The sequence below is a fragment of the Stenotrophomonas sp. C9D9 genome (assembly GCF_056491205.1).
On record NZ_JBSZIF010000004.1, the window covers coordinates 1354170 to 1380747 of the forward strand.

23 protein-coding genes are annotated in these 26578 nt (G+C 68.4%); 7 read left to right on the top strand and 16 right to left on the bottom strand.

What is annotated here, in order from left to right; translation table 11 throughout:
* The first annotated feature begins 17 nt into the window (after window positions 1–17).
* Window positions 18–1463 (top strand): FAD-dependent oxidoreductase, encoded by a 1446-nt coding sequence (locus ACXI0D_RS11640; RefSeq protein WP_479642597.1) that lies wholly within the window; start codon window positions 18–20, stop codon window positions 1461–1463.
* Here ACXI0D_RS11640 and ACXI0D_RS11645 read toward each other — a convergent pair.
* Window positions 1449–3857, bottom strand: coding sequence for a response regulator (locus ACXI0D_RS11645; RefSeq protein WP_479642598.1), 2409 nt, complete (start codon window positions 3855–3857; stop codon window positions 1449–1451). The two genes, ACXI0D_RS11640 and ACXI0D_RS11645, sit on opposite strands and share 15 nt — an antisense overlap.
* 166 nt (window positions 3858–4023) lie before the next feature.
* Between ACXI0D_RS11645 and ACXI0D_RS11650 the strand changes: the two genes are divergently transcribed.
* A complete protein-coding gene (locus ACXI0D_RS11650) occupies window positions 4024–4890 on the top strand; it encodes a methylglyoxal synthase (RefSeq protein ID WP_014035467.1) in 867 nt (288 codons plus the stop codon).
* Between the two features lie 401 nt (window positions 4891–5291).
* Here ACXI0D_RS11650 and ACXI0D_RS11655 read toward each other — a convergent pair whose 3' ends face one another.
* From ACXI0D_RS11655 to ttcA, 3 genes are read right to left on the bottom strand one after another with little or no spacing between them, the layout of a single operon-like run.
* Window positions 5292–6071, bottom strand: coding sequence for a M48 family metallopeptidase (locus ACXI0D_RS11655; protein ID WP_119007408.1), 780 nt, complete (start codon window positions 6069–6071; stop codon window positions 5292–5294).
* Window positions 6072–6130: 59 nt separating this feature from the next.
* A complete protein-coding gene (locus tag ACXI0D_RS11660; protein WP_005411825.1) occupies window positions 6131–7036 on the bottom strand; it encodes a recombination-associated protein RdgC in 906 nt (301 codons plus the stop codon).
* A gap of 36 nt (window positions 7037–7072) precedes the next feature.
* A complete protein-coding gene (ttcA, locus tag ACXI0D_RS11665; RefSeq protein WP_182474436.1) occupies window positions 7073–7993 on the bottom strand; it encodes a tRNA 2-thiocytidine(32) synthetase TtcA in 921 nt (306 codons plus the stop codon).
* A 91-nt stretch (window positions 7994–8084) separates the two neighbouring features.
* On the opposite strand from ttcA, the gene ACXI0D_RS11670 reads away from it, so the two are divergent.
* Window positions 8085–8288, top strand: a complete 204-nt coding sequence (locus tag ACXI0D_RS11670; protein ID WP_004153435.1) for a YdcH family protein — start codon at window positions 8085–8087, stop codon at window positions 8286–8288.
* Between the two features lie 155 nt (window positions 8289–8443).
* Here the strand turns inward: ACXI0D_RS11670 and plsB are convergent, their stop codons facing one another.
* The 5 genes from plsB to ACXI0D_RS11695 form a co-directional block, all read right to left on the bottom strand.
* Window positions 8444–11080 carry a glycerol-3-phosphate 1-O-acyltransferase PlsB gene (plsB, locus tag ACXI0D_RS11675; protein WP_049443568.1) on the bottom strand — a complete coding sequence of 879 codons (2637 nt, stop codon included), beginning with the start codon at window positions 11078–11080 and terminating at the stop codon, window positions 8444–8446.
* The gene (locus ACXI0D_RS11680) at window positions 11080–12033 is read right to left on the bottom strand and encodes a hypothetical protein (protein WP_119007376.1); all 954 of its coding nucleotides are present in this window, start codon (window positions 12031–12033) and stop codon (window positions 11080–11082) included. Before ACXI0D_RS11680 ends, plsB begins: the two co-directional genes overlap by 1 nt.
* Window positions 12034–12349: 316 nt before the next feature.
* Window positions 12350–13171: a S1 family peptidase gene (locus ACXI0D_RS11685; RefSeq protein WP_119007377.1), complete on the bottom strand. Its 822-nt coding sequence runs from the start codon at window positions 13169–13171 to the stop codon at window positions 12350–12352.
* Window positions 13172–13389: 218 nt separating this feature from the next.
* On the bottom strand, window positions 13390–14115 hold the full coding sequence (gene pyrF, locus ACXI0D_RS11690) for an orotidine-5'-phosphate decarboxylase (protein WP_119007378.1): 726 nt from the start codon (window positions 14113–14115) through the stop codon (window positions 13390–13392).
* Window positions 14112–15035, bottom strand: coding sequence for a 5'-nucleotidase, lipoprotein e(P4) family (locus ACXI0D_RS11695; RefSeq protein WP_119007379.1), 924 nt, complete (start codon window positions 15033–15035; stop codon window positions 14112–14114). The genes pyrF and ACXI0D_RS11695 overlap by 4 nt, the downstream gene beginning before the upstream one ends.
* A 101-nt stretch (window positions 15036–15136) precedes the next feature.
* Between ACXI0D_RS11695 and ACXI0D_RS11700 the strand changes: the two genes are divergently transcribed.
* Window positions 15137–15787 (top strand): YceH family protein, encoded by a 651-nt coding sequence (locus ACXI0D_RS11700; RefSeq protein ID WP_119007380.1) that lies wholly within the window; start codon window positions 15137–15139, stop codon window positions 15785–15787.
* Window positions 15788–15912: 125 nt separating this feature from the next.
* Here ACXI0D_RS11700 and ACXI0D_RS11705 read toward each other — a convergent pair whose 3' ends face one another.
* Both ACXI0D_RS11705 and ACXI0D_RS11710 read right to left on the bottom strand, forming a co-directional pair.
* Entirely contained in the window at window positions 15913–16437 is a 525-nt protein-coding gene (locus tag ACXI0D_RS11705) for a GNAT family N-acetyltransferase (protein WP_119007381.1), read from the bottom strand.
* A 261-nt stretch (window positions 16438–16698) separates the two neighbouring features.
* The gene (locus ACXI0D_RS11710) at window positions 16699–18675 is read right to left on the bottom strand and encodes a UvrD-helicase domain-containing protein (RefSeq protein ID WP_119007382.1); all 1977 of its coding nucleotides are present in this window, start codon (window positions 18673–18675) and stop codon (window positions 16699–16701) included.
* 99 nt (window positions 18676–18774) lie between these two features.
* On the opposite strand from ACXI0D_RS11710, the gene ACXI0D_RS11715 reads away from it, so the two are divergent.
* The 3 genes from ACXI0D_RS11715 to ACXI0D_RS11725 are packed head-to-tail and all read left to right on the top strand — an operon-like array spanning window position 18775 to window position 20807.
* Window positions 18775–19446 carry an SEL1-like repeat protein gene (locus tag ACXI0D_RS11715; RefSeq protein WP_101764641.1) on the top strand — a complete coding sequence of 224 codons (672 nt, stop codon included), beginning with the start codon at window positions 18775–18777 and terminating at the stop codon, window positions 19444–19446.
* The gene (locus tag ACXI0D_RS11720) at window positions 19443–20177 is read left to right on the top strand and encodes an SEL1-like repeat protein (RefSeq protein WP_259337441.1); all 735 of its coding nucleotides are present in this window, start codon (window positions 19443–19445) and stop codon (window positions 20175–20177) included. The genes ACXI0D_RS11715 and ACXI0D_RS11720 overlap by 4 nt, the downstream gene beginning before the upstream one ends.
* A 9-nt stretch (window positions 20178–20186) precedes the next feature.
* Window positions 20187–20807, top strand: a complete 621-nt coding sequence (locus ACXI0D_RS11725; protein WP_049445723.1) for a thymidine kinase — start codon at window positions 20187–20189, stop codon at window positions 20805–20807.
* A gap of 525 nt (window positions 20808–21332) precedes the next feature.
* On the opposite strand, the gene ACXI0D_RS11730 is transcribed toward ACXI0D_RS11725, so the two are convergent.
* From ACXI0D_RS11730 to ACXI0D_RS11750, 5 genes are all read right to left on the bottom strand, one after another.
* On the bottom strand, window positions 21333–22937 hold the full coding sequence (locus tag ACXI0D_RS11730; protein ID WP_049445726.1) for an OpgD/OpgG family glucan biosynthesis protein: 1605 nt from the start codon (window positions 22935–22937) through the stop codon (window positions 21333–21335).
* A 106-nt stretch (window positions 22938–23043) separates the two neighbouring features.
* Entirely contained in the window at window positions 23044–23856 is an 813-nt protein-coding gene (mutM, locus tag ACXI0D_RS11735; RefSeq protein ID WP_005421105.1) for a bifunctional DNA-formamidopyrimidine glycosylase/DNA-(apurinic or apyrimidinic site) lyase, read from the bottom strand.
* A 76-nt stretch (window positions 23857–23932) separates the two neighbouring features.
* Complete coding sequence (locus ACXI0D_RS11740; protein ID WP_049445955.1) at window positions 23933–24775, bottom strand: hypothetical protein; 843 nt, start codon at window positions 24773–24775, stop codon at window positions 23933–23935.
* A gap of 198 nt (window positions 24776–24973) precedes the next feature.
* Window positions 24974–25306, bottom strand: coding sequence for an EF-hand domain-containing protein (locus ACXI0D_RS11745; RefSeq protein ID WP_014035450.1), 333 nt, complete (start codon window positions 25304–25306; stop codon window positions 24974–24976).
* Window positions 25303–26505 carry a DesA family fatty acid desaturase gene (locus ACXI0D_RS11750; RefSeq protein WP_119007384.1) on the bottom strand — a complete coding sequence of 401 codons (1203 nt, stop codon included), beginning with the start codon at window positions 26503–26505 and terminating at the stop codon, window positions 25303–25305. Before ACXI0D_RS11750 ends, ACXI0D_RS11745 begins: the two co-directional genes overlap by 4 nt.
* Window positions 26506–26578: the final 73 nt, after the last annotated feature.

The window sequence follows — 26578 nt, forward strand, 5'->3', positions numbered from 1 at the left end:
GCATTCCAGAGCCCGCCATGAGCCGCAAGCACGCCTTCCAGTTCCTCGACCTGCCCCGCACCATGCCGCAGCGCATCCCGGTGGAACTGCGCACGTCCGGCGACTGGGGCGAGCTGTACGGAAAGTTCGGCAAGGAAGATGCCCAGTACCAGGCCGGTCGCTGCCTGGATTGCGGCAACCCCTACTGCAGCTGGAAGTGCCCGGTGCACAACGCCATTCCGCAGTGGCTGCAGCTGGTGCAGGAGAACCGCATCCACGAAGCGGCTACGCTGTGCCACAGCACCAACCCGCTGCCGGAAGTCTGCGGCCGCGTCTGCCCGCAGGACCGCCTGTGCGAAGGCAGCTGCACGCTGGAGGAGTTCGGGGCGGTCACCATCGGTGCGGTGGAGAAGTACATCGTCGATACCGCGCTGGCCAGCGGCTGGCGCCCTGACCTGGGCGCGGTGCAGCCCAGCGGCCACAGCGTGGCGGTGATCGGCGCGGGTCCAGCCGGCCTGGCCTGCGCCGATCGCCTCGCCCGCGCCGGCATTACCGCCGTGGTCTACGACCGCTATGAGCAGATCGGCGGCCTGCTGCAGTTCGGCATTCCCAGCTTCAAGCTGGACAAGGACGTGATCCATCGCCGCCGCGAAGTGCTGGAGGGCATGGGCGTGCAGTTCCGCCTCGGCGTCGAGATCGGACGCGACCTCAGCGTGCAGCAGTTGCTGGAGACCCATGATGCGGTGTTCGTCGGCACCGGCGCCTACCGCTACACCGATGGTGGCCTCGACGGCCAGGACCTGAAGGGCGTGCTGCCGGCGCTGCCGTTCCTGGTGCAGAACAGCCGCATCGTTGGCGGCGATGACCCGAAGGGCCGGCCGATTGCCGGCTGGGAAGACACCATCGCCCTGCCCGACCTCAACGGCAAGCGCGTGGTGGTGCTCGGTGGTGGCGATACCGGCATGGACTGCGTGCGCAGCGCGGTGCGCCTGGGCGCGGCCAAGGTCACCTGTGCCTACCGCCGCGACGAAGCCAACATGCCCGGCAGCGCGCGCGAAGTGGCCAATGCGCGCGAAGAGGGCGTCCGCTTCCTGTTCAACCGCCAGCCGCTGTCGATCGAAGCCGGCGCCGACGACGAAGTGATCGGCGTGACCGTGGTCGAAACCCGGCTGGGCGAACCCGATGCCAATGGCCGCCAGAACGCGGTGCCGATCGAAGGCAGTGAATCGCTGCTGGAAGCGGACGTGGTGATCATCGCCTTCGGCTTCTCGCCGAGCGTGCCGGCGTGGCTGGCCGAGCTGGGCGTGGAAGGCCAGTCCAACGGCCGCATCGTCGCCGGGGGCAAGGACCGCCTGCCGTTCCAGACCGCGCATCCACGCCTGTTCGCCGGTGGCGACGCGGTACGCGGTGCAGACCTGGTGGTGACCGCCGTGGCCGAAGGCCGCGACGCCGCTTCCAGCATCGTCCGCCTACTGGCGCACTGAGTCCGGCAACAGCAGCACTTCCAGCAGTGCGCGCAGTTCGCACGGCTCCACCGGCTTGGCCAGGAAATGGTCGATGCCCGCATCACGGCAGGCCTCGCGCGTGCGCTCCAGCACGCTGGCGGTCAGCGCGATGATCGGCACCTGCGCACGGATGGCGCAGGTGTCGCTGCGGATCGTGCGTGCCAGCGCGAAGCCGTCCATGTGCGGCATATGGCAATCGGTGATCACCAGGTCGAACGGCTGCGCCTGCCAGGCCTCCCATGCCTGCAAGCCGTCGTCGCAGGCGTGTACCTGCAGCCCCAGTTCGCGCAGGCGCTGCTCCAGCAACTGCAGGTTGGTCGGATGGTCTTCGACAACCAGCACCCGTGCCGCCGGCAGCGGCCGTTGCGCGGCCGTCGTGAGCACCGGTACCGCCGTTGGTGCCGCACAGTCCGCCAGAGCCAGCTCCAGCCATACGGTGGTGCCCTTGCCGGGCGCGCTGCGCAGGTGCAGCTGCCCGCCCATCGATGCCGCCAGCTCGCGGCAGATCGACAGGCCCAGCCCACTGCCACCGAAGCGGCGCGTGGTCGAAGTCTCGGCCTGCTCGTAGGCAGCGAACACCGCCTGCTGCCGCTCCACGCTGATGCCCATGCCCGTATCGGTCACCTGCAGGCGCAGCCGCTGGCCGCCATCGCCCTGCTGCAGCACGTGGACCTGCAACACCACGCTTCCCTGCAGGGTGAACTTGAGTGCATTGCCGGCCAGGTTGAACAGGACCTGGCGCAGGCGCAGCCCATCGGCCAGCGACCACCGCTGCAACGCGGGGTCGATCTCGCTGTGCAGGTGCAGGCCGCGGCTGGCCGCAACGGGCATCAACAGCTGCTGCACCGCGCGCACCAGCGCCGCAAGGTCGGTCGGCCGCAGCTGCAGTGGCGCTGGCTGCAGGCGCTGGCTGTGCAGCACATCGTCGAGGATCTGCCGCAGCATCTGCGCGGCGTCACCCACGGTGGTCAGCACCTGCCGCTGGCCCGCATCCAGGTCACTGCCCGCCAGCCGCTCCAGCATGCCCAGCAGGGTACTCATCGGCGTGCGGATCTGGTGGCTCATGGTCGCCAGGAAATGGCTCTTGGCCAGCGCCGCCTGCTCGGCCGCGCGGCGCGCCTCGGCCAGCGCTGCGGCACGCGCCTGCGCTTCGCTGACATCCAACCAGTAGCCGCTCCACTCCACGCTGCTGTCATCGCACTGCAGCGGTCGTCCCTGCGAACGGACCCAGCGCCAGCCCTGCGCCGAGCGGGTGCGGAAGGTAACGTCGATGGGACCGCGCACCAGCGCGGCCGCTTCGATGCACGCCATCACCCGGCTGCGGTCGTCGGCATGCACCGCGGCCAGAAGCTGCAGATGGTCGATCCGCGCGGTCTCCACGCTTACCCCGAACAGCGCCTGCACGTCGCCGGCGATCTGCGCCAGGCTGTAGTGGCCGGTTGCCGAACGGCGGGCCTGGTAGACCACCGCCGGCAGGTTCGCGGTGACGTCGCGCAACCGCTGCTCCAGCACGCGACGACGCACGCTCTCGCGATGCACGCGCCAGTAGCCGAAGGCATGCAGCAACACGAGTGCGAGCAGGATCAGCGACGCCGGCACCAGCCAGCGCAGTGCCGACCCGGTGAGCTGCGCGCGTGGCCGATCCGGCAGCCAGGCGCTGCGGTTCGACGCGCGACGTGCATCGCCCTCCTGCAGCAGCCGCTGGTCGAAAGCAGCGACCACCTCGGCACAGGCCGGTGCGGCCGCGAGTACCAGTGCATCGCCGAAGCCCGCGGGTGCCGCGATCACCACGGCATCCCCCGGCTCCGCGCGGAGCGCAGCTTCCACTTCAGCGAGATTGGCGACCACGGCGTCGACCAGCCCGGCACGCAGCAGTGACAGCGCGTGCTCCAGCGGCGCAGGTGCCAGCAGCTGCGCCCCCGGGGCCTGCTCGGCCAGCAACGCCTCCAGCGGCAGCCGGTCCGGGCTGGCCACGCTGCGACCACGCAGGCCTTCCAGCCCCAGCACCGCAGCGGCGCCCTCGCGCCGCACAATCACCTGTGGCACCTCCAGGTAGGCCCTGCTGGCCACCCAGTCGGCCGGCAGCTGCGCACGCGGCCAGCCCAGCAGCACCTGGGTGCCGGCCGGCAGTGAGCCCTCGGTAAGCACCGCCGCCGGCAACGGCTTCGCATGCTGCATCGCCTGCGTGCCCAGCAGCGGCAGGTAGTCCGCGGCCAGTCCCGCAACCTCGCCCTGCTGGCTGTACGACAGTGGCGGCCGGTCGGAGCGCCATGCCACCTGCAGGGGGTTCGCACACCCGGATGCAGCGGCGATGCCGGGCAGCAACAGCGATGCCATGACAGCGGCGACGGCGCGGCGGCCGGCGACATTCACGATGGACGTCCTCATTTCGCGGGCAGGAACCACGGCCGCGCAGCGGTACCGCTGCAGCCACGCTAGCGAGGCAGGCTTCCGCGACAATGAGAAAAATTGGAAAAGCATCCGCATCGGCGAATGCCGACATACACTGCCGCTTCTACCCGTCCCTACGGAGCGCTCGATGCGTATCGGCCTGGCCGCCAACCGTCTCCATCACCACGATGCACGCGCCGCGCTGTTCCGTTGGCTGCGTGCCAGCGAGGCAGGCCTGCGTGAGCTGGGGGTGTCACTGCATGCGGTCGGGCGCACCCACGATGCGATCGAGCGGCAGGGCTTCCTGGCCGGCTACGGTGGCCTGCACCGGTATCCCTACGGGCGCGAGGGTGGCCTGATGAAGCTGGTGGCCGAGGTGGTCGGCATGGGGCCGGAGCGGACACTGGACGGTGCGATCTACCTGATCGACCCGGTCGATCCGTCCTCGGTGTTTCCGGAAGCAACCGCGCTCAAGCGGCAGTGCGTGATCCACGGCAAGCCGTTCATCTCAACCGTGGCCACCGCACGCGACTGGATCGAGGTGGAGCGCATCCACGCCGGGCTGGCGGCCGACACCGGTGCCGACGACCTGCATGCCTTCCAGGGACAGACGCTGGCGCTGATCGCGCATGATGCGATGAAGCCGGCGATGCTGGCCTTTGCCGATGAACACTTCGATGTGCTGGCCCGATTTGGCCAACGCGTGGCGACGGGCACCACCGGGCAGCGCTTGAACGAGCTGGCCTGGAGCCGGGGGTGGCCCAGCGATACGCCGTGGGTGACGCGTTACCAGAGTGGCCCGATGGGCGGCGATGCACAGATTGCCGACCGGGTGCTGGAGGGGCGCTGCCAGCGCGCGATCTTCTTCGAGGACCCGCATGTGGCTCGCCAGCACGAGGCCGATATCCAGCTGCTGGAGCGCGCGGTGACGACGGTGACCGACCAGGCGGTGTGCATCACGGCGCCGCGGGTGGCGGCGCGCTGGGCGGCGGCGGCGGCGTTGCGGGCGGGGTGAGGGTTTCGGCCAACGGCTGAGCCCCTCGTGGTGGGTTGGGCCTGCGCGGTCATGAGGTTGGCCGGGATGGGTGGAATTGCGGGGGACGCCGTGAACCCATCCATGGGGGCTTGGCCGCGGCATCCATGCCGCGGACACCCCCGCAATCCCACCCATCCCGTCATTCGACAGATTCCGGTGTGCCCACCACGGAAGAAAGAAAAGAAGAGCAGGAGCGGGTCGCGCGCTGCGCGCGCTCTGCGGCGCGCTCCCATTCCGCGGAGTTGTTGTTCTTCACTCTGTAGCGTCGAGCTTGCTCGACTGCTCAGCACACGGTCTGGAGTGAAGCCCCTTCTGTTGAAGGGGCGCGCCGAAGGCGGGGGTAGAGGAAGAATGCGTGGGCAACTGCTGTAGCGCTGGCGCTACAGCAGTTGCCGGAGCATAGCCTTGAGGCGTCGCCCTTCGAGCTGGAAGTAGTCGCGCTGTTCGCGCCACGCGGGGAAGCGCTGTTCCACTTCGTACCAGAACGCGGGCGAATGATTCGGCTGGATCAGGTGGCAGAGTTCGTGCACCAGCACATACTCGAACGCGTCCGGACGCCCCAGCACCAGCGCAAGGTCCAGTGCCATGCTGCCGTCCGGCGCCAACGATCCCCACTGCGAAGACATCACCTTCAGCCGCAGGCGGCTGGGTGCACGTGGCAGGGTCGGCAGGTACTTCGGCAGCCAGCGGCCGACATCGGCACGGGTCTGTGCTTCGTAGAATTCGCGCAGCAGGCGGCGCAGGGTGGCATCGCCGGCACGGGCCGGCCACTGCACGCAGGCGCCGTGTTCGTCGATCTCCAGCCGCGCATAGCGGCCTTCCTGCCAGCGCAGCGGCAACAGTTCGCCGCGCAATGGCAGCACGCCGTCCTCGCCTGGCTGCAACGGGGCGGGCAGGCCATGGCTCTGGTATTGGCGCAGCTGCAGCGCCAACCAGTCGCGGTGCTGTTCCAGGAAACGCTCGCCCATCACCAGGCTGGCCCGCGGCGGCAGCGTCAACCGTGCGCCGCGCTCGTCCACGCTCAGCTTGATCCGTCGCGCGCGCGGATCGCGCACGCGCAGTACCTCGATCTCGGCGTCCTCCAGGCGCAGGCGAACGGTGTCGCGCTGCACGGTGGCGGGCGGGGTCGGGCTGATCAGGCGGCGCAGCAGACGGCTCATGCGCCCAGCATAGCGCTGCTTCGGGCCGCCGGATGACCGGCGGCCCACAGGGTGCCTGTTCAGTCAGCCTTGCTGAGCTTGAAGGCTTCTTCCAGCAGCAGGAACAGGCGACGGATCTCGGCGCTCTGCAGGGCGAAGCGGGCGTCGAACTCGGCGCGGCGGCCGTCTTCGTCGGCATGCTCCAGCTGGTCCAGGGCGCCATCGAGGAACTTCAGCTTGCGCACGATCAGGTCGTCGCCGATCACGAAGGACAGGTTGTCCTCGAAGATCAGCGCCAGCTTGGTTACCTGCTTGCCGGCGTCCAGGTGCTTGTCGATCTCGTCGCAGCGCAGTTCCTGGTGCTGGCACTTGACCACGGCGCCGCCCTCCACCGGATCCTTCATCTCGCACTCTTCGCCCAGGCTCAGCCCGGTCGGCAGCGGCTCGCCGGCGATCCAGCCGGTCAGGATCGAACGCGGTGCGACTTCGGCGTTCAGCGGCATCGCCGGGAAGCTGCCGAGCAGGCCGCGGATGTCGGACATGAAGTACTCGCCGGTCTTGCGGCTGGAGGTATCCACCGCCACGTAGCCGTGCTGCAGGTCGATGAAGGCGTCGTTGCGCGAGGACTTCACGAAAGCGCGCGGCAGCAGTTCATGCAGCAGGTCGTCCTTCATGCGCTTGCGCTCGCGGCCACCCGGGCGGCGGCCTTCCTTCTCCTCGATCTCCTCCAGCTTGCGCTCGAGCAGGTCGTTGACCACCGCCGCCGGCAGGATCTTGTCCTCGCCGCCCACGGTCAGCCACAGATGTTCGGCGATGCGGTGGGAGAGCAGCTCCTTCTCCTCGCGGCCGAACGGCGAGATGAAGCCGCGCGAATTCATTTCCAGCGCGCCGACCGGCTTCAGCAGGGCGTGCGGCAGCAGGGTGTCGACTTCGGAAAAATCGGTGGTGGTCGGGAAACGGAAGAACGTCAGGTTGCGAAAGAACATGGAATTCCGGATGGCAAAGAGGAAGGGCGACCGACCTTAAACGGTGGGCGTCTCGGGATCTGCGTCGGCGTCGGCCGGGGAGCCGGCCAGCCAGGCATGGGCGTCGGGCAGCGGCGCGTCGTCGCGACGGCCCAGCGCCATGAAGTCGAACAGGGTGGTGTCGGCCAGCTGCGAGGGTCGGACTTCACCCATGGCGCGCGCGATCTGCTCGATGCGGCCCGGGTGGTCCTTTTCCCACTGCTTCAGCATCAGGCCGACCTGGCGGCGCTGCAGGTTCTCCTGGCTGCCGCACAGGTTGCAGGGAATGATCGGGAACTGGCGGGCCTGCGCGTACTCGACGATGTCGCTTTCGCGCACGTAGGCCAGCGGCCGGATCACCACGTGCCTGCCGTCATCGCTGCGCAGCTTCGGCGGCATGCCCGACAGCCTGGCGTGGTGGAACAGGTTCATGAAGAACGTGGCCACCATGTCGTCGCGGTGGTGGCCCAGCGCGATCTTGGTGAAACCATGGGTCTCGGCGTAGTTGTACAGCGCGCCACGACGCAGCCGCGAGCACAGCGAACACATGGTCTTGCCTTCCGGGATGACCCGGCTGACCACCGAATAGGTGTCCTGCTCGATGATGTGGTACGGCACGCCCAGCCCGGCCAGGTACTCCGGCAGCACGTGCTCGGGGAAGTCCGGCTGCTTCTGGTCCAGGTTCACCGCCACCAGCTCGAACGGTACCGGCGCCTTCTTCTGCAGCTGCAGCAGCACGTCCAGCAGGGTGTAGCTGTCCTTGCCGCCGGACAGGCAGACCATGACCTTGTCGCCGGCCTCGATCATGCCGAAGTCGGCAATCGCCTCGCCGACCTGGCGGCGCAGGCGCTTGGCCAGCTTGTGCTGCTCGCGCTCGGCCACGCGCGGATCACGGGCGGCGCGCGGCTGGGGATCGGGAAGGGAAATGACGGCACTCATGGGTTCCATTCTAACGGCTCGGAGCCGCCCCGGCCGGGGGTCGGGGTTCCCCTCTCCCGGCGGTCATCATCGCTGTGTATGCTCGGAGGCTGTGGACACCTACAGCCCCGCCGAGATCGTCGAGCACCTCGCCGCCCTGCGCGCCGAGCACCGCCTGCTGGATGAACAGATCACCCGCATGGCGGCCAACGGCGAGGACGAGCTGGAGTCCAAGCGCCTGAAGCGGCGCAAGCTGCAGCTGAAGGACTGCATCGCCAGGCTGGAAAGCCTGCAGATTCCCGACGAACCGGCCTGAGCGGTGGCCCATCCACGCATGGCGTGGATCTACTGCTTCGCCCCGGTAGATGCCAACCTTGGTTGGCCCACTGCTCTGGTGGGTGCCAACCTTGGTTGGCACGGCTGGAAGGTGTGGACCAAGGTCCACACCCACCGCATCGCCCGGCGCTGCCTTCAATCCTGCGGCGCAGGCTCGTCCGGGCGGGCCGCTTCCGGGCTGACCCGTTCGATGGTGTGGCGCAGCTCGCGGCCGAGGATGAACTTGGCGTCCTTGGCCCAGGCATCCAGGCGCTCGTCGAACAGCAGCTTGCTGTTCTCGTCCGGCCACACCAGGCGCAGTTCGCGCAGCTTCTGGATGAAGCCACGGAACAGGGCCTTGTCGAAGAACTCCGGTGCCGCCGGTGCATAGAGCAGGCTCAGCCGCTGCGCCGCCTGCTGGCACAGGCTTTCCAGCTCGGCGGCGCCGAGCACGCCGGGGCCGTTCTTCACCAGCACCGAGATGGCGATGTAATAGCGCTCGAACGCCTGCTGCAGCGAATGGCCGATCGCACGCAGGCGGAACACCTCGTCGGTCTGCCCGGTATTGCGCGCCAGGATGCCGCCGTCGTCATCGTTGACGTTCTGCAGCAGGCCCTCGCGCACGAACACATCGATGGTCCGGTCGATGCGCAGGGCGAACTCGTCCTCGCTCCACGGCAGGAACAGCTCGGCCTGCAGGAACGGGTACACCGTACGGCCCAGCTGGACCAGGCCGGTGCGGCTCATGCGGCGGTTGTTCTGGAAGCAGCAGGCCACCCACGACGAGGCGGTGAACAGGTGCACCACGTTGTTGCGGAAGTAGCTCAGCAGCACCGCGGTGTCGCCGCTGACGCTGAGCACATCGCCCAGCGGGTGCTTGATGCGGGTGAGGACGTTGATTTCCTCGGCGTGGGCGATGATCCGCTCCGGCGAGTGCGGGGTCACCGTCACCCGGTCCGAGTACGGCATCTCGACCAGCAGGGTCTTGCACAGCTCGATCTGCGCGATCAGGTCGGCCTCGCCCATCGCGTGCTTCGGCGTGGACAGCAGGGCCAGCGCCAGCAGGTTGATCGGGTTGACGTCGGCGGCGCCATTGATGCGCACCTGGATGCGTTCGGCCAGCGTGTCCACCGTGGTCGACAGCCAGGCCGGTTTCTCGTCCTCGGACACCGCCTCGCCCTTCCACTCCGGCGCCTTCTCGGCCAGCACGTCGTTCAGCGCGATCGGCTCGCCGAAGTTCACCACCACCTGGCCGTAGTTCTGCTTGAGCACCTTGGGGATGCCCCACAGCAGCGACCAGATCGATTCCTTTTCCTTCGGCCGGCCGGACAGTTCGTCCAGGTAGCTGCCGCCTTCCATCAGCTTCTCGTAGCCGATGTAGATGGGCTGGAACAGCACCGGTTTGCGCGGCTGGCGCAGGAACGCGCGCAACGTCATCGAGATCATGCCGCCCTTGGGCTGCAGCAGGCGCCCGGTACGCGAGCGGCCGCCTTCGACGAAGTACTCCAGCGAGTAGCCACCGGCCACCAGCTGCGCGACGTATTCGCTGAGCACCGCCGAGTACAGCGCATTGCCACGGATCGAGCGGCGGATGAAGAACGCACCGCCCTTGCGCAGCAGGGTGCCGACGACGGGCAGGTTGAGGTTGATGCCGGCCACGATGTGCGGCGGCACGATGCCACGGTCGTACAGCAGGTACGACAGCAGCAGGTAGTCCATGTGGCTGCGGTGGCTGGGCACGTAGACCACTTCGTGGCCCGGCGCGGCGGCCTTGAACTTGTCCAGGTGGTGCACCAGCACGCCCGCATAGATGCGGTTCCACACGTGGCTGAGCATGAAGCTGGCCGAGCGCACCACCGGGCTGGAATAGTCCGCAGCGATTTCCCAGGCGTAGGCGTGTGCCTTCTTCCAGGCATCGGCCGGCTTCGAGTTGTCGCGCTTGGCCTGCGCGGCGATCGCTTCGCGTACCGGCTCGGCGGCCAGCACCTGGTCCACCAGCAGGCGCCGGGTCGACAGGTCGGGGCCGATCACCGATTCACGGATGCGTCGGAAGTGCGTACGCAGCACGCGCTGCAGCTTGCGCACCGTGCGCTCCGGCTCCAGGCCTTCATCCACGGTGTTGCGCAGCGAGATCGGCGGGGCGAAGCGGACGATGGTGCTGCGGCCGTTGAGCAACACCGCCAGCAGGCGACGGAAGCGGCCGACCAGTGCCCAGTTTTCCGAGAACAGCACCGCGAACCAACCGCTCTGCTTGTCCGGGGCGCGGCCAACGAAGATCGACACCGGCACCAGGTGCACGTCCAGGTCATCGCGCACGCGGTGTGCCTGCAGGACCTTGGCCAGCGAGTCGGAGTGGGTCTTCGCGCCGCGCTGCTCGGGAATCAGCGAGTTGCTGGAGCTGCGCCGCGACAGCGCCAGGTAGGCGCGCTTGCGGCCGGTCGGGTCACCGGCCAGCGGCACCAGCGGCGACGGCAGGCCGGCCTGGCGGCAGGCCTTGTCCAGGATCAGCGCGTTGGACAGGCCGTAGTCTTCCAGCACGTACATGACCGGGCGGCCATCGTTGTACTGGCCCGGGTCTTCCGGCTCGATCTTCAGCGACAGCCACGGCTCGACCAGGCGGCCCAGCAACCGCGCCCACAGCGGGCGGCGGCCGGCCGGACGCGCGTGCGCGGGCGGCGGTACCGGGTTCGGGCCGGTACCGGTCGAGGGGGACGCCGGCACCGTATCGGCGGGCGTCGACTGGGATTCTTCGCCGGGGAACGGCAGCGGGTTCTGTTTCGACATCGGCGCCATTATGGCTTAGGCGGCGGCGTTGCCGCTTCCCCACCCTCCGCGGGGGCTTCAGCCGGTGCCGGCGACGCAGCCGCGCGGGCCGCGTCGGCCTTGCGCAGCAGCGCGTCGGTGTCGGCCAGGGTACGGGTCAGGTACCAGTGGCCCTCGCGCCGGCTCAGTGGCAGCTGCAGGGTCATCTCGCGCCCGGCCAGGTCGTAGTGCAGGCGTACCAGCGCATTGTCGCCCTCCACCGAGAGCAGCTCGCCCCGGACGCTGCGCAGCGCGTCATCCACGCCCAGCCCGTAGCTGCCAAGCACCGCCTTGAGGGTGTGGATGAACGGCGCCAGCTGCTGCAGGCTGCCTTCCATGCCGGCCGCCTGCAGGCCGGCTTCGTCATCGAAGCCGACCTTGTTGGCGGCGCCGACCAGCGCGGCAATGGTGCTGCGTGCGCGGGCGCGGTCACTGATCGGCGCGCCCTGGGCCCAAACGGCAAGGGTTTCGACCAGGGCGATGTAGTGGGCCTGCTGGCCGGGCGTGTAGCCCTTCTGATGGCGCAGGTACTGCACGCCGAAGTTGCCCATCGACTGCGCGGCCTGGCGCACGGCGCTGGCCTGGCCGGCCAGCTGGCGGTCGAAGCTGCGCTGCAGTTCGGCGCTGGCATCGGGCTTGCGCAGCGCGGCCAGCATCGGCAGCAGCTGGTCCCCCAGCGGCAGCTCGGTCAGCGGCCACTGGCTGTGGCCCTCCGCCCAGGCCTGCTGCAGGCGCTGGTACTGGCCCGGCGGTACCGACAGCTTCGCGTAGCCGACCAGATCATCTTCGGCCAGGCGCAACGCCATCGCCTGCACCGCAGCCACCGGCTCGGCCGCCGGCCTGGCCGGATCGTTGGCAGACTCGCGGCACGCCGCCACGGCCAGCAGCAGCATGGCCGCCAGCCCCCATCCACGCGCAGACCTTCCTCGCACCGCCACGCTCATGCAATCGGACTCCCCGGACCGGCCCGCATCTTGCGGCCTGCGACGTGACAGCGGCAAGCCGGGACGTCACGGTTTTCGGCCAAGGCGGTCAGATCCCTTCTGCCGCGGGCAGAAGGGATCTGACCGCGGAGCCGCCGCCGGCATAAAAAAAGAGCCCGGATCACGGGGATCACAGGCTCTTCAAACCGGCGCGAGGCCGGAGGACAGTGTTGTGGCACATGTCCGGTCCGAGGACCGGATGGCGGCGATCCTACGCTGCCCTTCAAGTTAAGGCAATACTTCACGTAATGCCATGTATGTATTTGATTTTATTGAATCAATCACGCTGCCAGACAGATTCAATGAAATCTACGGCGTGTTTTTCGGCGATTCGGGCATAAATCCCCGGATAGCCGGCCAGCGCGCAGCCCTCGCCCCAGCTGACGATGCCGAACTGGGTCCAGCCATCGCGCAGGCGCAGCAGCAGCGGCCCGCCGGAATCCCCCTGACAGCTGTCGATGCCCTCGCGGCCGGCGCAGATGACCTTGCCACGCGACAGTTCCCCACCGTAGGCCTGCTGGCATTCATTGAATGCCACGAACGGCACCTGCACGGTCTGCAGCTGGGTCGGGTAGACCCGGCCATCGCCGATGTCGGTGTCCCCCCAGCCGATCACGGTGAATTCGCGGCCCGGCTTGAGATAACTGGCGTCGGGCCGCAGCCGCAGTGCCACCGGCTGTGCACCATCCAAGGGGGCGCTGAGCTGGATCAGGGCCACGTCGTGCTCCAGCGAGTTACCACTGTTGAATGCCGGATGGACGTGGATCGCCTTGACGTTGGAGGCGCGGGGCGAGGCGTCGGTGGACAGGGCAGCGGCGTTGCCGACGACGGCGATGCCGCCAGGCGCTTCCCCCTGCATGCAGTGCGCGGCGGTCAGCACCCACGAGGGCGAGATGAGGGTGCCCCCGCAGAAGTGGCGGTCATGATCCGAATCGCCGTCGAAGATGCCCTGGATGCTGACCATGAACGGGTATTCGCCGGCCGGAGCCGCTTCACCGCCGATGATGCGTGGTGCTTCGCGTGCCTGCGGCGCAGCGATGGCGGGTACGGCAGACGCGGCCAACAGCAGGCCGATGAACAAAGAGGTGCTGCGATACATATCCCTGTACTCCTCTATCGATGGTTGGAACCGGCGCGGCCGCGGTCCGTGCCGGTGCATCGATTGGGGAGCAGTGATGAGGCCAACAGCGCGAACGCGCGCACAGTTCCGGAGCCTTGCGCCGCCTGCGACAGCTGCAGACCCACAAATGCGAACGCCATCCCGCATGGATAGGGATGGCGTTCGACGTGCCGGCGTGACCGACGTCGGCGGTGGGCTCAGCGGGCAGCCAGAGCCGACGCGATTTCCTGCTGGATTGCCCGCGCTGCGGCCTGCGGATCAGCCGCCAGGCGGATCGGTCGGCCAACCACGATGGCATCGGCGCCATCGGCGAAGGCCTGCGCCACGCCAACGGTGCGCTTCTGGTCATCGCCGACCGGGCCACCGGGTCGGATGCCGGGGCAGACGATCGAGAACCCAGCGCCGGTGGCGGCACGGATCGGGGCGGCTTCCTGGCCCGAGGCGATCACGCCGTCGATGCCGGCGGCCTGGACGGCCAGCGCGCGCTCGACCACCACGTCCACCGGCTCGCGGTCGATGCCCATCTGCGCCAGGTCGGGGCGGCCCATCGAGGTCAGCACGGTCACTGCCAGCAGGCGCATGTCGCTGCTGTTGGCGGCTGCGCAGGCCTCCATCATGGCCGGGTGCCAGCCGTGGATGGTGGCGTAGCTGACCGGCCACTGCGACAGGCGCTTGATCACCGCCGCAGCGGTGGCCGGGATGTCGAAGAACTTCAGGTCGACGAACACGCGCTTGTCGCGGCGGGCCAGCGCATCGAGCACCTGGAAGTACTCGCCGGAGGCGAGCAGTTCCATGCCGATCTTGTAGAACGCCACGCTGTCGCCGAGGCGGTCGACCCACTCCAGTGCCTGCACGCGGTCGGGTACGTCCAGCGCGAAGATCAGGCGCTCGTCATCGCGCAGCGGCAGCGGTGCGCGGCTCACGGTGCGTAGTCCAGCGCAGCGCGCTTGGCGTCGTGGCGGGCCTGGCGCGACTGGCTGTAGTCGTTGTTGAACTGTGCCGGCTCGAAGCCGCCGTAGGTCGGGTTCGGCAGCATCCACCAGCGCTCGCCGAACCAGTCGTGGTACTGCTGCAGCAGCGCGTCGCGGCCGTCGTTGGTGTTGGCGGTCACTTCCACGAAGTCGCCCAGCTGGTCACCGAACTGCATCAGCACGCGGTACTCCTGCCCGGCCAGGCGGCGGCGGCAGTTCTTCTCGCTGCCGTTCTGCTCGCACCCCGGCACCACCGTGCCCAGGCCAAGGAACACACTGTCGTCGGCCACCGGCAGGCCCTGCTCGCGCAGGTTGGCCAGGGTCGCGTCCTTCAGGTGCACGGCGCGGTTGGAGATGTACAGCAGGGTCACGCCCTTGGCATTGGCGGCCTTGGCGAAGTCGACCACGCCCGGGATCGCCTTGGCCTTCTTTTCGGCTACCCACTGGTCCCAGGTCAGCTCGTCGTATTCCTTGCCATCGCGCACCAGGCGCGCCTGGTAGGGCGAGTTGTCCAGCACGGTCTCGTCCACGTCCAGCACCACCGCCGGCTTCAGGCCCTTGGCCTCGTTGCCGCGTTCTTCCGGCACCAGTGCGTCCCAGTGGGCTTCCTTCAGCGCCGCGTCGAGACGGTCGGCGGCGGCACGGTAGGTCTGCTCGGTGATCGCCTTGTACTCCTGCGCGCGCTGCATCCACAGCACCGCGTTGAGGTTGTCGTTGGCGGTGGCATCGAGCGCGCCATCGGCCTTGGCGGCGGCGGCCGGGGCCTGCGGGGCAGCGGCTTCGGCGGCAGGCGCATCCACGCGCTTGCAGGCGGACAGGCCCAGCGCCGCGGTGGCGAGCAGGGTCAGGGACAGGGAAACGGGACGACGCATGGGTTCACCGGCAATCAGATATACCGGCGCATTTTACCGGCAAAGCCGGCCTTGGGACGGCTATGCTTGGCGGTTGACCCGTTGCCCTTCCGGAGGCCGCCATGACCGATTCCGCCCAGACCCCCGACGTCCCCCTGCTCGACGCCGTGCAGGCCCGCCTGCTGGGCTGCCTGGTGGAGAAGGAGGCGACCACCCCGGACACCTACCCGCTGACGGTCAACGCCGCCCAGTCGGCCGCCAACCAGAAGACCGCCCGCGAGCCGGTGATGAACGTTGATGCCGGCAGCGTGCAGCACGCCCTGCGCCAGCTGGAGACGCTGGGCCTGGCCCGCCAGCACTTCTCCTCGCGCGCCGACCGCTACGAGCACCGCCTGCAGGCCGCGCTGGACCTGACCCGGCAGCAGACCGTGCTGCTGGCGATGCTGCTGCTGCGTGGGCCGCAGACGCTGGGCGAGCTGGTGACGCGCAGCGAACGCCTGCACCGCTTCGCCGATACCGACGAAGCCCGCCACGCCATCGAGCGCCTGCAGCAGCGCGCGCTGCTGGTGGTGCTGCCACGCGCCAGCGGCCAGCGCGAAGACCGCTACATGCACCTGCTGTGTGGTGAAGTGGACGGTGCGGCGCTGGCGGCGAAGTACGCCGGCAGCGGTGGTGGCAGCGAGGCCGCCGACCCGGGCCTGGCCGAGCGCGTGGCCCAGCTGGAAGCGGCCGTGGTCGATCTGCAGGCGCAGCTGGCCGAACTACGCGGTTGAACGTCCATATGCGGTAGTGCCGGCCGCTGGCCGGCAACCCAGGTTCACCGAGATGCCGGCCAGCGGCCGGCACTACCGGATGTCCTGCCGATGCAGTGCCGACCAACGGTCGGCACCCGCCACGATCAAACCTCGGCCGCGCCCGGCGTGGCATACAGCCGGCTCGGGCTGTCCACGCCCGGCAGCTGGATCACCCCGCGTTCCTGCATGCCCAGGCCCAGCAGGATCTTCCCGGACACCACATTGTCCAGGTCGGTGATGCCGTACAGATCCACGATGCCCAGCTCCGCACGTGCATGCGCGAACACCGCCCGCGCCGCCTCGCCGGCATAGCCCTGCCCGGCGAATTCCGACAGCACTGCATAGCCGATATCCGGCCCCGGCAGGCCATCCCGCCGCACCAGCCCGGCATTGCCCAGCCAGGCACCATCGGACAAGCGCTCGATGGCATACATGCCGAACCCGTTCAACGCATAGCTGTGCAGCACCCGCAGCGCGATGTACTCCCTCGCCTGCTCTTCACTGCGCACATCTCGGTCGCCGATGAAGCGCAGGAAGCCCGGATCATTCAACAGCGCCAGCATCGGCGCCGCATCGCGATCAGGTTCGATCGCACGCAGTCGCAGGCGTTCACTTTCAATCGGATGCACGCGCAGACCTCCAGCCGAAACCCCGATTCTGCCTCAACCCCCGGCTGTTGAATTTGATTTTCCTTGCATTGCCGTGGAAGGACGCGCCCGGAATCTGTCAGAGGCCGGTCGGGGTGGGTTCGCGGGGGTATCCGCGCCATGGATGGCGCGGCTAAGCCCCCAAGGACGGGTTCACGGCGTCCCCCGCGAACCCACCCCGACCGGCCACACCGCAGGACCAACGCGCACTCCACCACGGAGGGGCGGCGCCGTTGGAGCGGCTTAGTCGAACAACGCCTCGATCGCCGCCAACCCCGCCGTCGCCCGCTCCTTCTTGCGCGCCGCATCGGCCACCGGATCAGCTCCATCGCGCTGGATCTCCTCGGCCGGAATCTCCTCGAAGAACCGGCTCGGCTTCAACCGCACGTGCTCGCCGAACTTGCGCGTCAGCTTGCTGTAGCTCATCCACAGCTGGATCTTGGCGCGGGTGATGCCCACGTACAGCAGGCGGCGCTCTTCCTGCAGGTTGCCCTCGTCCAGGCTGACCTGGTGCGGCAGCACGCCGTCCTCGCAGCCGACGATGAACACGTAGGGGAATTCCAGGCCCTTGGAAGCATGCATGGTCATCATGCGCACCTGGTTGCCGCCCTCGTCCTTGTCGCTGCGCGACAGCAGCGCCAGCTGGCCGGCCAGGTCGGCAGCGGTGGCACCGCGCGGGCCACCCTCGAACCACTGTGCCAGTTCCTCGATGTTGTTGGCACGGCGCTGGTAGCTGGCCTCTTCCTTGGCCTGCTGGCGCAGCTCACTCAGCAACCCTGATTCCTTGGCGACCTTGCGGATCATGTCGCCGGAGGTGACCTGCCGGGTCTGCGCACGCAGGTCGCGCAGGATGTCGGTGAAGCGCGCCAGGCTGTTGGCCGCGCGCGGTGGCAGCTGCTGCAGCGCCCCGATCGCTTCGGCGGCCTGCGCCATCGGCATGTCCTTTTCCTGCGCCAGTTCGGCCAGCTTGGCCAGCGTGCCGGCACCGACGTCGCGCTTGGGTGACTGCACCGCGCGCATGAACGCGGTGTCATCGTCCGGGTTTACCAGCAGGCGCAGCCAGGCCAGCGTGTCCTTCACTTCCTGGCGCTCCAGGAACATCGTGCCGCCGGTCAGGTGGTAGGGGATGCGCAGCAGCTGCATCGCCTTTTCCAGCGGGCGCGACTGGAAGTTGCCACGGAACAGGATGCAGAAGTCGCTCCACGGCACGTTGCGCGACTGCGCCACGAAGGCAATCTCCGCAGCGACCTTCTCCGCTTCATGTTCGCTGTTGCGGCATTCCCATACGCGGATGCGCTCGCCGTCGGCCTGGTCGCTCCACAGCTTCTTCAGGTGCTCGTGCGGATTGTTGGCGATCAACGCATTGGCCGCGCGCAGCACGCGGTTGGAGCAGCGGTAGTTCTGCTCCAGCTTGATGATCTCCAGCGCGGGGTAATCACGCCCCATCTGCTGCAGGTTTTCCGGGTTGGCGCCACGCCAGGCGTAGATCGACTGGTCATCGTCGCCCACGCAGGTGAAATTGCCCTTGTCGCCGGCCAGCTGCTTGAGCAGGCGGTACTGCGCGTCGTTGGTGTCCTGGCATTCGTCCACCAGCAGGTAGCCGATGCGCTCGCGCCAGGCCATCGCGATCTCCGGGTTCTCTTCCAGGATCTGCACAGGCAGACGGATCAGGTCGTCGAAGTCGACCGCGTTGAACGCGGTCAACCGCAGCTGGTAGCGCTCGTAGACGCTGGCCGCTTCCTTCTCGCGGTTGCTGCGCGCGGCGGCCATCGCCTGTTCGGGCGACAGGCCAGCGTTCTTCGCGCGCGACACCAGGTTCTTCATGTCCTCGATGTCATCAGGCTTGGCGCCGTACATCAGGTCCTTGATCTGCGCGGCGGCATCGTCGGCATCGAAGATCGAGAAACCGCGCTTCAGGCCCACGGCGGCATGTTCGATCTGCAGGAACTTCAGGCCCAGCGCATGGAAGGTGCAGATGGTCACCTCGTCGGCGTCCTGCTCACGCAGGCGCTTGGCCACGCGCTCGCGCATTTCCTTGGCCGACTTGTTGGTGAAGGTGATCGCGGCGATGCGGCGGGCCGGGTAGCGGCCACAGCTGATCAGGTGGGCGATCTTCTCCACGATCACGCGCGTCTTGCCGCTGCCGGCGCCGGCGAGCACCAGCAACGGGCCTTCGATGTGCAGGACCGCGGCAGCTTGGGGAGGATTCAGACCGTGCATGGGGACAGGATTGTAGCGGGGTGCTGGCAGGCCCACCTGACTTGCATGGCGCCCGCCCGTAAGGTATTGAATCGGCACCGGAACACAGGAGCGTGGTCCATGTCCTCGACTGTCATCGCCCGTCCGCTTGCGGCCGTCCTGCTGGGCCTGCTGGCCATGCCTGCGGCCGGGTCCGGCCCGCCGCCGCGCACGGATGCCTATGAAACGATCGTGCTGCAGTCGCACGAGTTCCTCGTCTACCACCCGGACCTGCGCTTCCGCCAGCTGGGCATGGAGGCCCGCGAACGGGGCCGCGACGAAGAAGCCCGCAACAACTTCCGCAATGCCGCGCGCTATGGCGACAAGCTGTCACAGGCGGCGCTGGCCGACATGCTGTGGAACGGGCAAGGCGGCCCCGCCGACCGCGCCCTGGGCTATGCGTGGATGGATCTGGCGGCCGAGCGTGGCACCGAATGGCTGGTGGCGCAGCGCGAACGCTTCTGGGAGGCGCTGTCAGCGGATGAACGCGAGCGCGCGGTGCGCGAGGGCCGCACGCTGTACGCCGAGTTCGGCGACCCCGCCGCCACGCCGCGGCTGGAACGCGAACTGCGCGCCGGCAGCATGCAGCAGACCGGCAGCCGCGCCGGCTGGAGCGGCGCCATGCGCAGCCAGGGCCGCGGCGATGCCGGGCCGCGCGTGCTGCAACCGGAGAAGCACCAGCTGGCACGTTACTGGGACCCGGTGGCCTACCGGCAATGGCAGGACGAGGAACTGGCCAGGTCGGGGCGATGACCCGCGCCTGCCGGGCCATCGGTGCCTTCGTGCTGGTGCTGCTGGCACCGGGGTACGCGGCCGCCAGCACCTGCGCGCCCGACCCGGCCGCGTCGATTCCGTCGGCATTGCTGACCGAGGGTTTCCTGCAGGCCCATCCCGACCTGTACTGGCGCGACCTGGGCCAGCTGTCGTGGCGACGTGGCAAGCCGGCACAGGCGCGGCTGCGCTTCCAGCGCGCCAGCCTGTACGCCGACAAGTTCTCGCAGTCGCTGGTTGCGCGCATGTACCAGGAAGGCATCGGCATCGACGCCGATCCGGTATTGGCCTACATCTGGATGGACCTGGCCGCCGAGCGCGGTTACCGCGACCTGCTGGTTGAACGCGAGCGTTACTGGCAACGGCTGGATACGGCGCAGCGGCAGCGGGTACTTGCCGAAGGCCCGGCGCTGTACGCGCAGTACGGCGATGCCGTGGCCAAGCCGCGCATGGAAACCGTGCTGCGGAACGCCCGCCATGCGATGACCGGCAGCCGCACCGGCTTCGTCAACCCGGGCCTGCGCATGGCGCTGGGCGAGGGGCCGGAGGCCAACCGGCCGGTCACCGGCGATGACTACTACCGCGATGCCTTCTGGGAACCGGCGGCCTACTGGTGCCTGCAGGAGCAGATCTGGCAGAACACCCGGCTGCGGCCCAGCATCGAGATCGGTGCACCGCGGCAGATCCGCGACGGCGGGCCGGGTGGCGACTAGAATTGGCCGATGGCCAAGCTCTACTTCTACTATTCGGCGATGAACGCCGGCAAGACCACCACCCTGCTGCAGAGCGCACACAACTACCGCGAACGCGGCATGCGGGTGGCGATCCTGACCCCGCGCCTGGACGACCGTGCCGGCGCCGGCGTTGTCGCTTCGCGGATCGGCCTGCGCGCCGATGGCATGGCCTTCGACCGCGATACCGACCTGCAGCACTGGGTCGAGCAGGATCTGGCAGCCAACGGTCCGATGGGCTGCGTGCTGGTGGACGAGGCGCAGTTCCTGACCCGTGCCCAGGTCTGGCAGCTCAGCGAAGTGGTCGACCAGCTGCGCATTCCGGTGCTGTGCTACGGCCTGCGTACTGACTTCCGCGGCGAGCTGTTCGAGGGCAGCCAGTACCTGCTGGCCTGGGCCGACGAGATGCAGGAGATCAAGACCATCTGCCACAGCGGCAAGAAGGCGACGATGACCGTGCGCGTGGACGAGCATGGCCACGCCGTGCAGGACGGCCCGCAGGTGGAGATCGGTGGCAACGAGCGCTACGTGTCGGTCAGCCGTGCCGAGTTCAAGAAGATCACCCGCGGCGAAGGACGGATCGATCCGGCGCAGGCACCCCTGCCGCTGTAAGGGGTGTTCTTTTGCAGGGCTTGCAGCCCTGCACCTGCTCAACGCAACAGCAACAGCGAAAGCTGGTATCCCGTGGGATGGCGGGGCGGTGTGGGCTTGCAGGACACGCCGTAAACCCATCCCTGGGGGCTCGATGGCGCCATCCATGGCGCCAACGGTCCTGCAAGCCCACACCGCCCCACCTCTGTCAGATCCCCACGGCTGTTGGTAGGTGTCGACCTTGGTCGACACATCTGTCAGATATCGAATGAAATTCCGGGGGTCAGATCCGTTTTCCTTCGGGAAACGGATCTGACCCCCAGAGCAATTCCCACAGATCGCGGAGATCTGTCGAAGGCGGGGTGGGTCCGGTGGCGGGAGTGTCCGCGGCATGGATGCCGCGGCCAAGCCCCCATGGACGGGTTTACGGCGTCTCCCACCACCGGACCCACCCCGCCTACCCACGGAATGCCGGCTTTTGCTTCGGCTGTTGCCGTTGCTTGGAGCCTCTGCGGGTGCAGGGCGCAGCCCTGCCGATAAACCCACTTAGTACAGCGTGCGCTCCGGCGCGCCCGCCGGCGGCGGGGTGTACTGGTACAGCCAGGTCTCCGTAAGCGTCTTGCCACCACTGCGCAGGAACAGGCGGATGTCGATCTGCTCGGTACTGCCTTCCGGCGGCACCAGGTCGAACATCGCGCGATAGCCGTTGATCTCGCGCAGCGGGCGCGCCGACACGATCTCGACCCGGCCACGGCTGGCTTCCACCACCGCCTCGACCTCGCCCTTGTCGATCAGGCTGGCCAGCTCGCCCCCTTCGAAGTCCACCGCGAAGCGCCAGCTGAAGTACTCGCGCTTCTTGCCAACCACACCGCCCAGGCCGGTACGGCTGGCCACGCAGTGCGCCAGCGGCGGCCGCGCCGGCGGTTCGGCGCCCCAGTACAGGCGGTAGCCGACCAGCAGCTCCTGGCCCGGCTGCGGCTTTTCCTTCGGGTTCCAGAACGCCACGATGTTGTCGAAGGTCTCGTCCACGGTGGGAATCTCCACCAGCTGCACCGAGCCCTCGCCCCATTCGCCCTTCGGCTCCACCCACAGGCACGGGCGCTTCTCGTAGAACACGCCGTCGTCCTGGTAATGGTCGAAGTTGCGGTCGCGCTGCAGCAGGCCGAAGCCGCGCGGGTTGCGGTCCACGAACATGTTGAAGCGCAGGTTGCGCGGGTTCAGCAGCGGCCGCCAGATCCATTCACCGGCACCGGTCCACAGCGACAGACCATCGGTATCGTGGATCTCCGGGCGCCAGTCCCATGCCATGCGGCGGTCGTTCTCGCCCACCTGGTACATGCTGGTGCACGGGGCGATGCCCAACCGCTCGATCGCCTTGCGCGGGTACAGCGCACTGTCGATGTCCATCAACAGCACGTCGCCATTGGTGATCGCGAAGCGGTAGGCGCCAGCCACGCTGGGCGAATCCAGCAGGCCGTAGACCACGATCGTCTCCGAATCGGCCGACGGCTGTTCCAGGTAGTAGGCGATGAAGTCCGGGAACTCCTCCGGCTTGCCCATGCCGGTGTCGATCGCAAGGCCACGCGCGGACTGGCCGTACTGGCCTTCCTTGCCGACCGCGCGGAAGTAGCTGGCGCCGAGGAAGGCGGCAAAGTCGCGGTCAGTGTCCTTGCGGGTGTTCAGGCGGAAACCGGCGAAGCCGAGGTCGGCCGGCAGCTCGCCGTCCTTGATGCCGCTCTTGCCGTAGTTGAACGCCGCGCCGTCATAGGCCAGCTCCTGCGCCTTGCCGTCGACCACGTCGAACATGCGCACCGGCGAATGGAAGTACAGGCCCAGGTGGAAGAACTTGGCCTGGAACTTGCCCGGCTGGTCAGCCCACAGCGCATGGTCCTGGCGGTAGCCGATCGACTGGTACTGGTCCCAGTCCAGTCCCTCCAGGCGGCCCGGCAGCACCCGCTTGTGGCTCTTGTAGGGCGCCTGCGCCAGCGCGCGCGCCTGGCCCTTCAAGGTGGCGAAGTCGAACGGCTGCGGCTGGCCGAGGCGGCGCAGGCCCATCTGGCCGCTCTTGCTGGCCGCGCACGCGGGCAGGGACGGCAGGCCGAATGCAGCCAGGGCGAGGGAGGCATTGCGGATGAAGTCGCGTCGTTGCATGCAGGCGCGTCAGGCACAGGGAGGAAGGTCGGCCATCATAGGCAGACAAACGTTAACGGGCAGCGGAGACGCGCCCTGCCCGTTCAGCTGCCGCTGGCGGCCCGGCTCAGCGCTGGCAGTGGCTGCACCAGACGCTGGCACGCTGGCCGATGGTGGCGTGCTTCAGCGCACGGCCGCAGTTCGGGCAGGGCAGCCCGTCACGGCCGTACACCAGCAGTTCCTGTTCGAAGTAGCCCGGCGCGCCATCGGGGCTGATGAAATCGCGCAGGGTGGTGCCACCGCGGGTGATGGCGTAGCCCAGGATCTCCTTCACCGCGTCGGCCAGCCGCTGGTAGCGTTCGCGCGAGATCTTTCCCGCCTCGCGCAACGGACTGATGCCAGCCTTGAACAGGCTCTCGGCGGCGTAGATGTTGCCCACGCCCACCACCACCGCCTGGTCCATCAGGAAGGTCTTCACCGGCGCGCTGCGGCCACGGCTGCGGGCGAACAGGTAGTCGCCGTCGAACGCGTCGTCCAGCGGTTCCGGGCCCAGCCCCTGCAGCAGCGGGTGAATCTCACCGGCGGGCTGCCACAGCAGGCTGCCGAAGCGGCGCGGGTCGTTGAAGCGCAGCAGGCGGCCGTTGTCCAGGCTGATGTCGACGTGGTCGTGCGCACGCAGCGGGGTATCGCCGGGCAGCACGCGCAGGCTGCCGGACATGCCCAGGTGCAGCACCGCGCTGCCGATGGCGGTGTCCAGCAGCAGGTACTTGGCGCGCCGCCGGATGTCCTCGATGCGCTGCCCCGGCAGCAGCTCGGCCACTTCCGGTGGGATCGGCCAGCGCAGGTCGGCGCGGCGCAGGATCACCCCGTGCACGCGGCGGCCCTGCAGGTGCGGCGCCAGGCCGCGGCGGGTGGTTTCGACTTCGGGCAGTTCAGGCATGCAGGGATTCTATCGCTGCTCTGCCGCCGGCACCTGGCCGTCGAAGCCGGGGAATGATCCCCGGCTTCGACGGGTGTCAGGCGTCCTGCCCGGCGCGCGCAGGCTCCGCCGGGACAGGTGCGGCAGCGGCGGAACGGTCCGGGAACAGCGACGGCAGCGTTTCCACGAACCGGGCCAGGCACTGGTCGCTGTAGCGCTCGGCCGTCTGCTTGACCAAGGCGTAGTCGTCGGCCTGCCAGGCTTCCAGGGGTGCGGCCACCGGCTCGTCCACCTGGCACTGCACGCCTTCGCCACCGACCAGGCGCAGCAGCTTGCGGGTATACGGGAAGCCGACGTGCTGGGTCTGGCGCAGCTCGTACTGGGTATCGGCATCGCCCAGTTCCTTGTAGATCAGGGTGAAGCCATCGGCGGTGATCTGCACCGGCCGGACCTCTGCCGGCACAGCGCCCGGATGCGCGGTGAAGTATTCGGCCAGGCGCAGGCGCACCTGGTCCTGCAGGTAACCGAAGGCCGGGTTCGGAACAGTCTCGACCCGGGTTCCCTTCAGCTGATCCTTCTTGAACGAGCTGCCACCGAGCGTGCCGGAAAACAAGGACACGGCAACCTGCGCGGCCACCAGCTTGCCGGTGGTGGAACGCTGCACCAGGCGCAGCGTCTTGTCGCCGACCGGCTGGCCATCTGCGCCCATCTGCAGCTTGACGCTCAACGGCACCCGGCCTTGCCAGGCAGGCACCTCCGCCACGGTGGCCGCCGCCGTGTCTTCCACGACGGCGACAGCACCGGCATCAGCTGCGGGAACGTCTGCAGCCGTCGCCGTGTCGGACGGGGTGGTTGGGGGCGGCTCATTGGCCAGCACAGGCGAGGCGATGACGAGGCTGCCGAGCAGCGCGGCCGCCAGAAGCGGTGGGTTCGATTTCATGGGGGATCCTTGGGTCGTGTCGGGCCAGTGCAGGCGATTCCGTTCGGCATCGATCATCGCAATGGCACAGCACTCCCTTCCATGTCCTTCCCCCTACCGCGATCCATCGCGGTCGACATGCCAGCTCGCCTTACCCGTGCGGATCGACCGGTTCCCGGGATCGCGTCGAACCCACCATCGGCAGCACGCTGGGAATCTTTAGCGCGGAGGCGCTGCCAGTTCGCGCGCATCCAGGAAGCCATCACCGTTGGCATCCTGCTTGTGGAAGCGCTGCACGATCACCTGCCGCTGCTGCTCGCGGCTGATCACCCTGCCCTTGCCACCGGGCAGCTCCTCGGCCGTCAGCACACCGTCACCATTGCGGTCCATGCGGTCGAAGGCATACAGCATCCACTGCACGTACTCGGCCTCGCTGACCCTGCCGTCGCCATCGCTGTCCATCCGCTGCAGATAGCTGGCGGTATCGGTGACCTGGGCCAGCGCCGCGCCCGGCAGCAACGCCGCCAGCAGAAGCCCGTACCCTGCCCTCACGCGCCCACCAGGCTGTAGCCCTTCAAGCGTGCGGCGTAGGCCTGCAACGCCGCGATACCGCTTTCCTCGGCCTCGCGGCACCACGCCTGCAGCTGATGCAGGCGCTCGGCGGCATCGTGGCCGCGGGCTTCCAGCAGCGCCGCCAGCCGCGCGCGGTACTCGACCAGGGTGCGGATGCGCGGGCGCTGCGCCACCCATTCGCTGAGCTGGGCACGACTGTCCGGCTTCAGCCAGCGGCCATCGTTGACCAGGCCGCGGCGCAGCCGGCGCGGCAGCAGGCGGCGCAGCTTGGCCCCAGCCTGTACGGCTTCCTCGCGCAGGGCCGGCATGAACACATTGCGCTGGTAATCGGTCATCGCCTGGAAGCGGTGCGACAGCAGCGCCTTCAGGGTCTCGGCGTCGGGCACGGCGATGTTCGGGCGCACGTCCATGGCCGGCGCCACCCGCAGCACCCTGGCCAGGCGCAGCGCCTGCAGCAGGCGGATCGCACTCCAGCCGATGTCGAACTCCCAGCGCCGCATCGCGAAGCGCGCCGAACTGGGGAAGGCATGATGGTTGTTGTGCAGCTCCTCGCCACCGATCCAGACCCCCCACGGCGTGAGGTTGGTGGAGGTATCGGCCGACTCATAGTTGCGGTAGCCCCACCAGTGGCCCAGGCCATTGACCACGCCCGCAGCCCAGAACGGGATCCACGCCATCTGGATCGCCCACAGGGCCACGCCGGGCAGACCGAACAGCACGCTGTTGATCACCAGCAGCAGCACCGGCCCCAGCGTCGCGTGCGGGGTATACAGGTGGCGCTCGATCGCATCGTCCGGGGTGCCGCGCCCGTACTGCTCGATGTCCGCGCGCATGCCGCGCGCTTCCCGGTACAGCTCCACGCCGTGCCAGAACACCTTGCCGATGCCGCGGGTAACCGGGCTGTGCGGGTCGTCCTCGGTCTCCACCTTGGCGTGGTGCTTGCGATGGATGGCCACCCACTCGCGGGTGATCATCGAGGTGGTCAGCCACAGCCAGAAGCGGAACACATGGGCCAGCGCCGGGTGGAAATCGACCCCGCGATGGGCCTGGCTGCGGTGCAGGTACAGGGTCACCGAGAAGATGGTGATCTGGGTGAAGACCAGCAACACCACCAGCATGGCCCACCAGCCCAGGCCGAGCACACCACCGGTCAACAGGGACATCAGGGCATCAGGCATGGCAGCTCTCCGGATCGACGCGGGGATGGCAGACATGATGGGCGCTTGCGTTGCAAACTGCATCCCTGCGGCG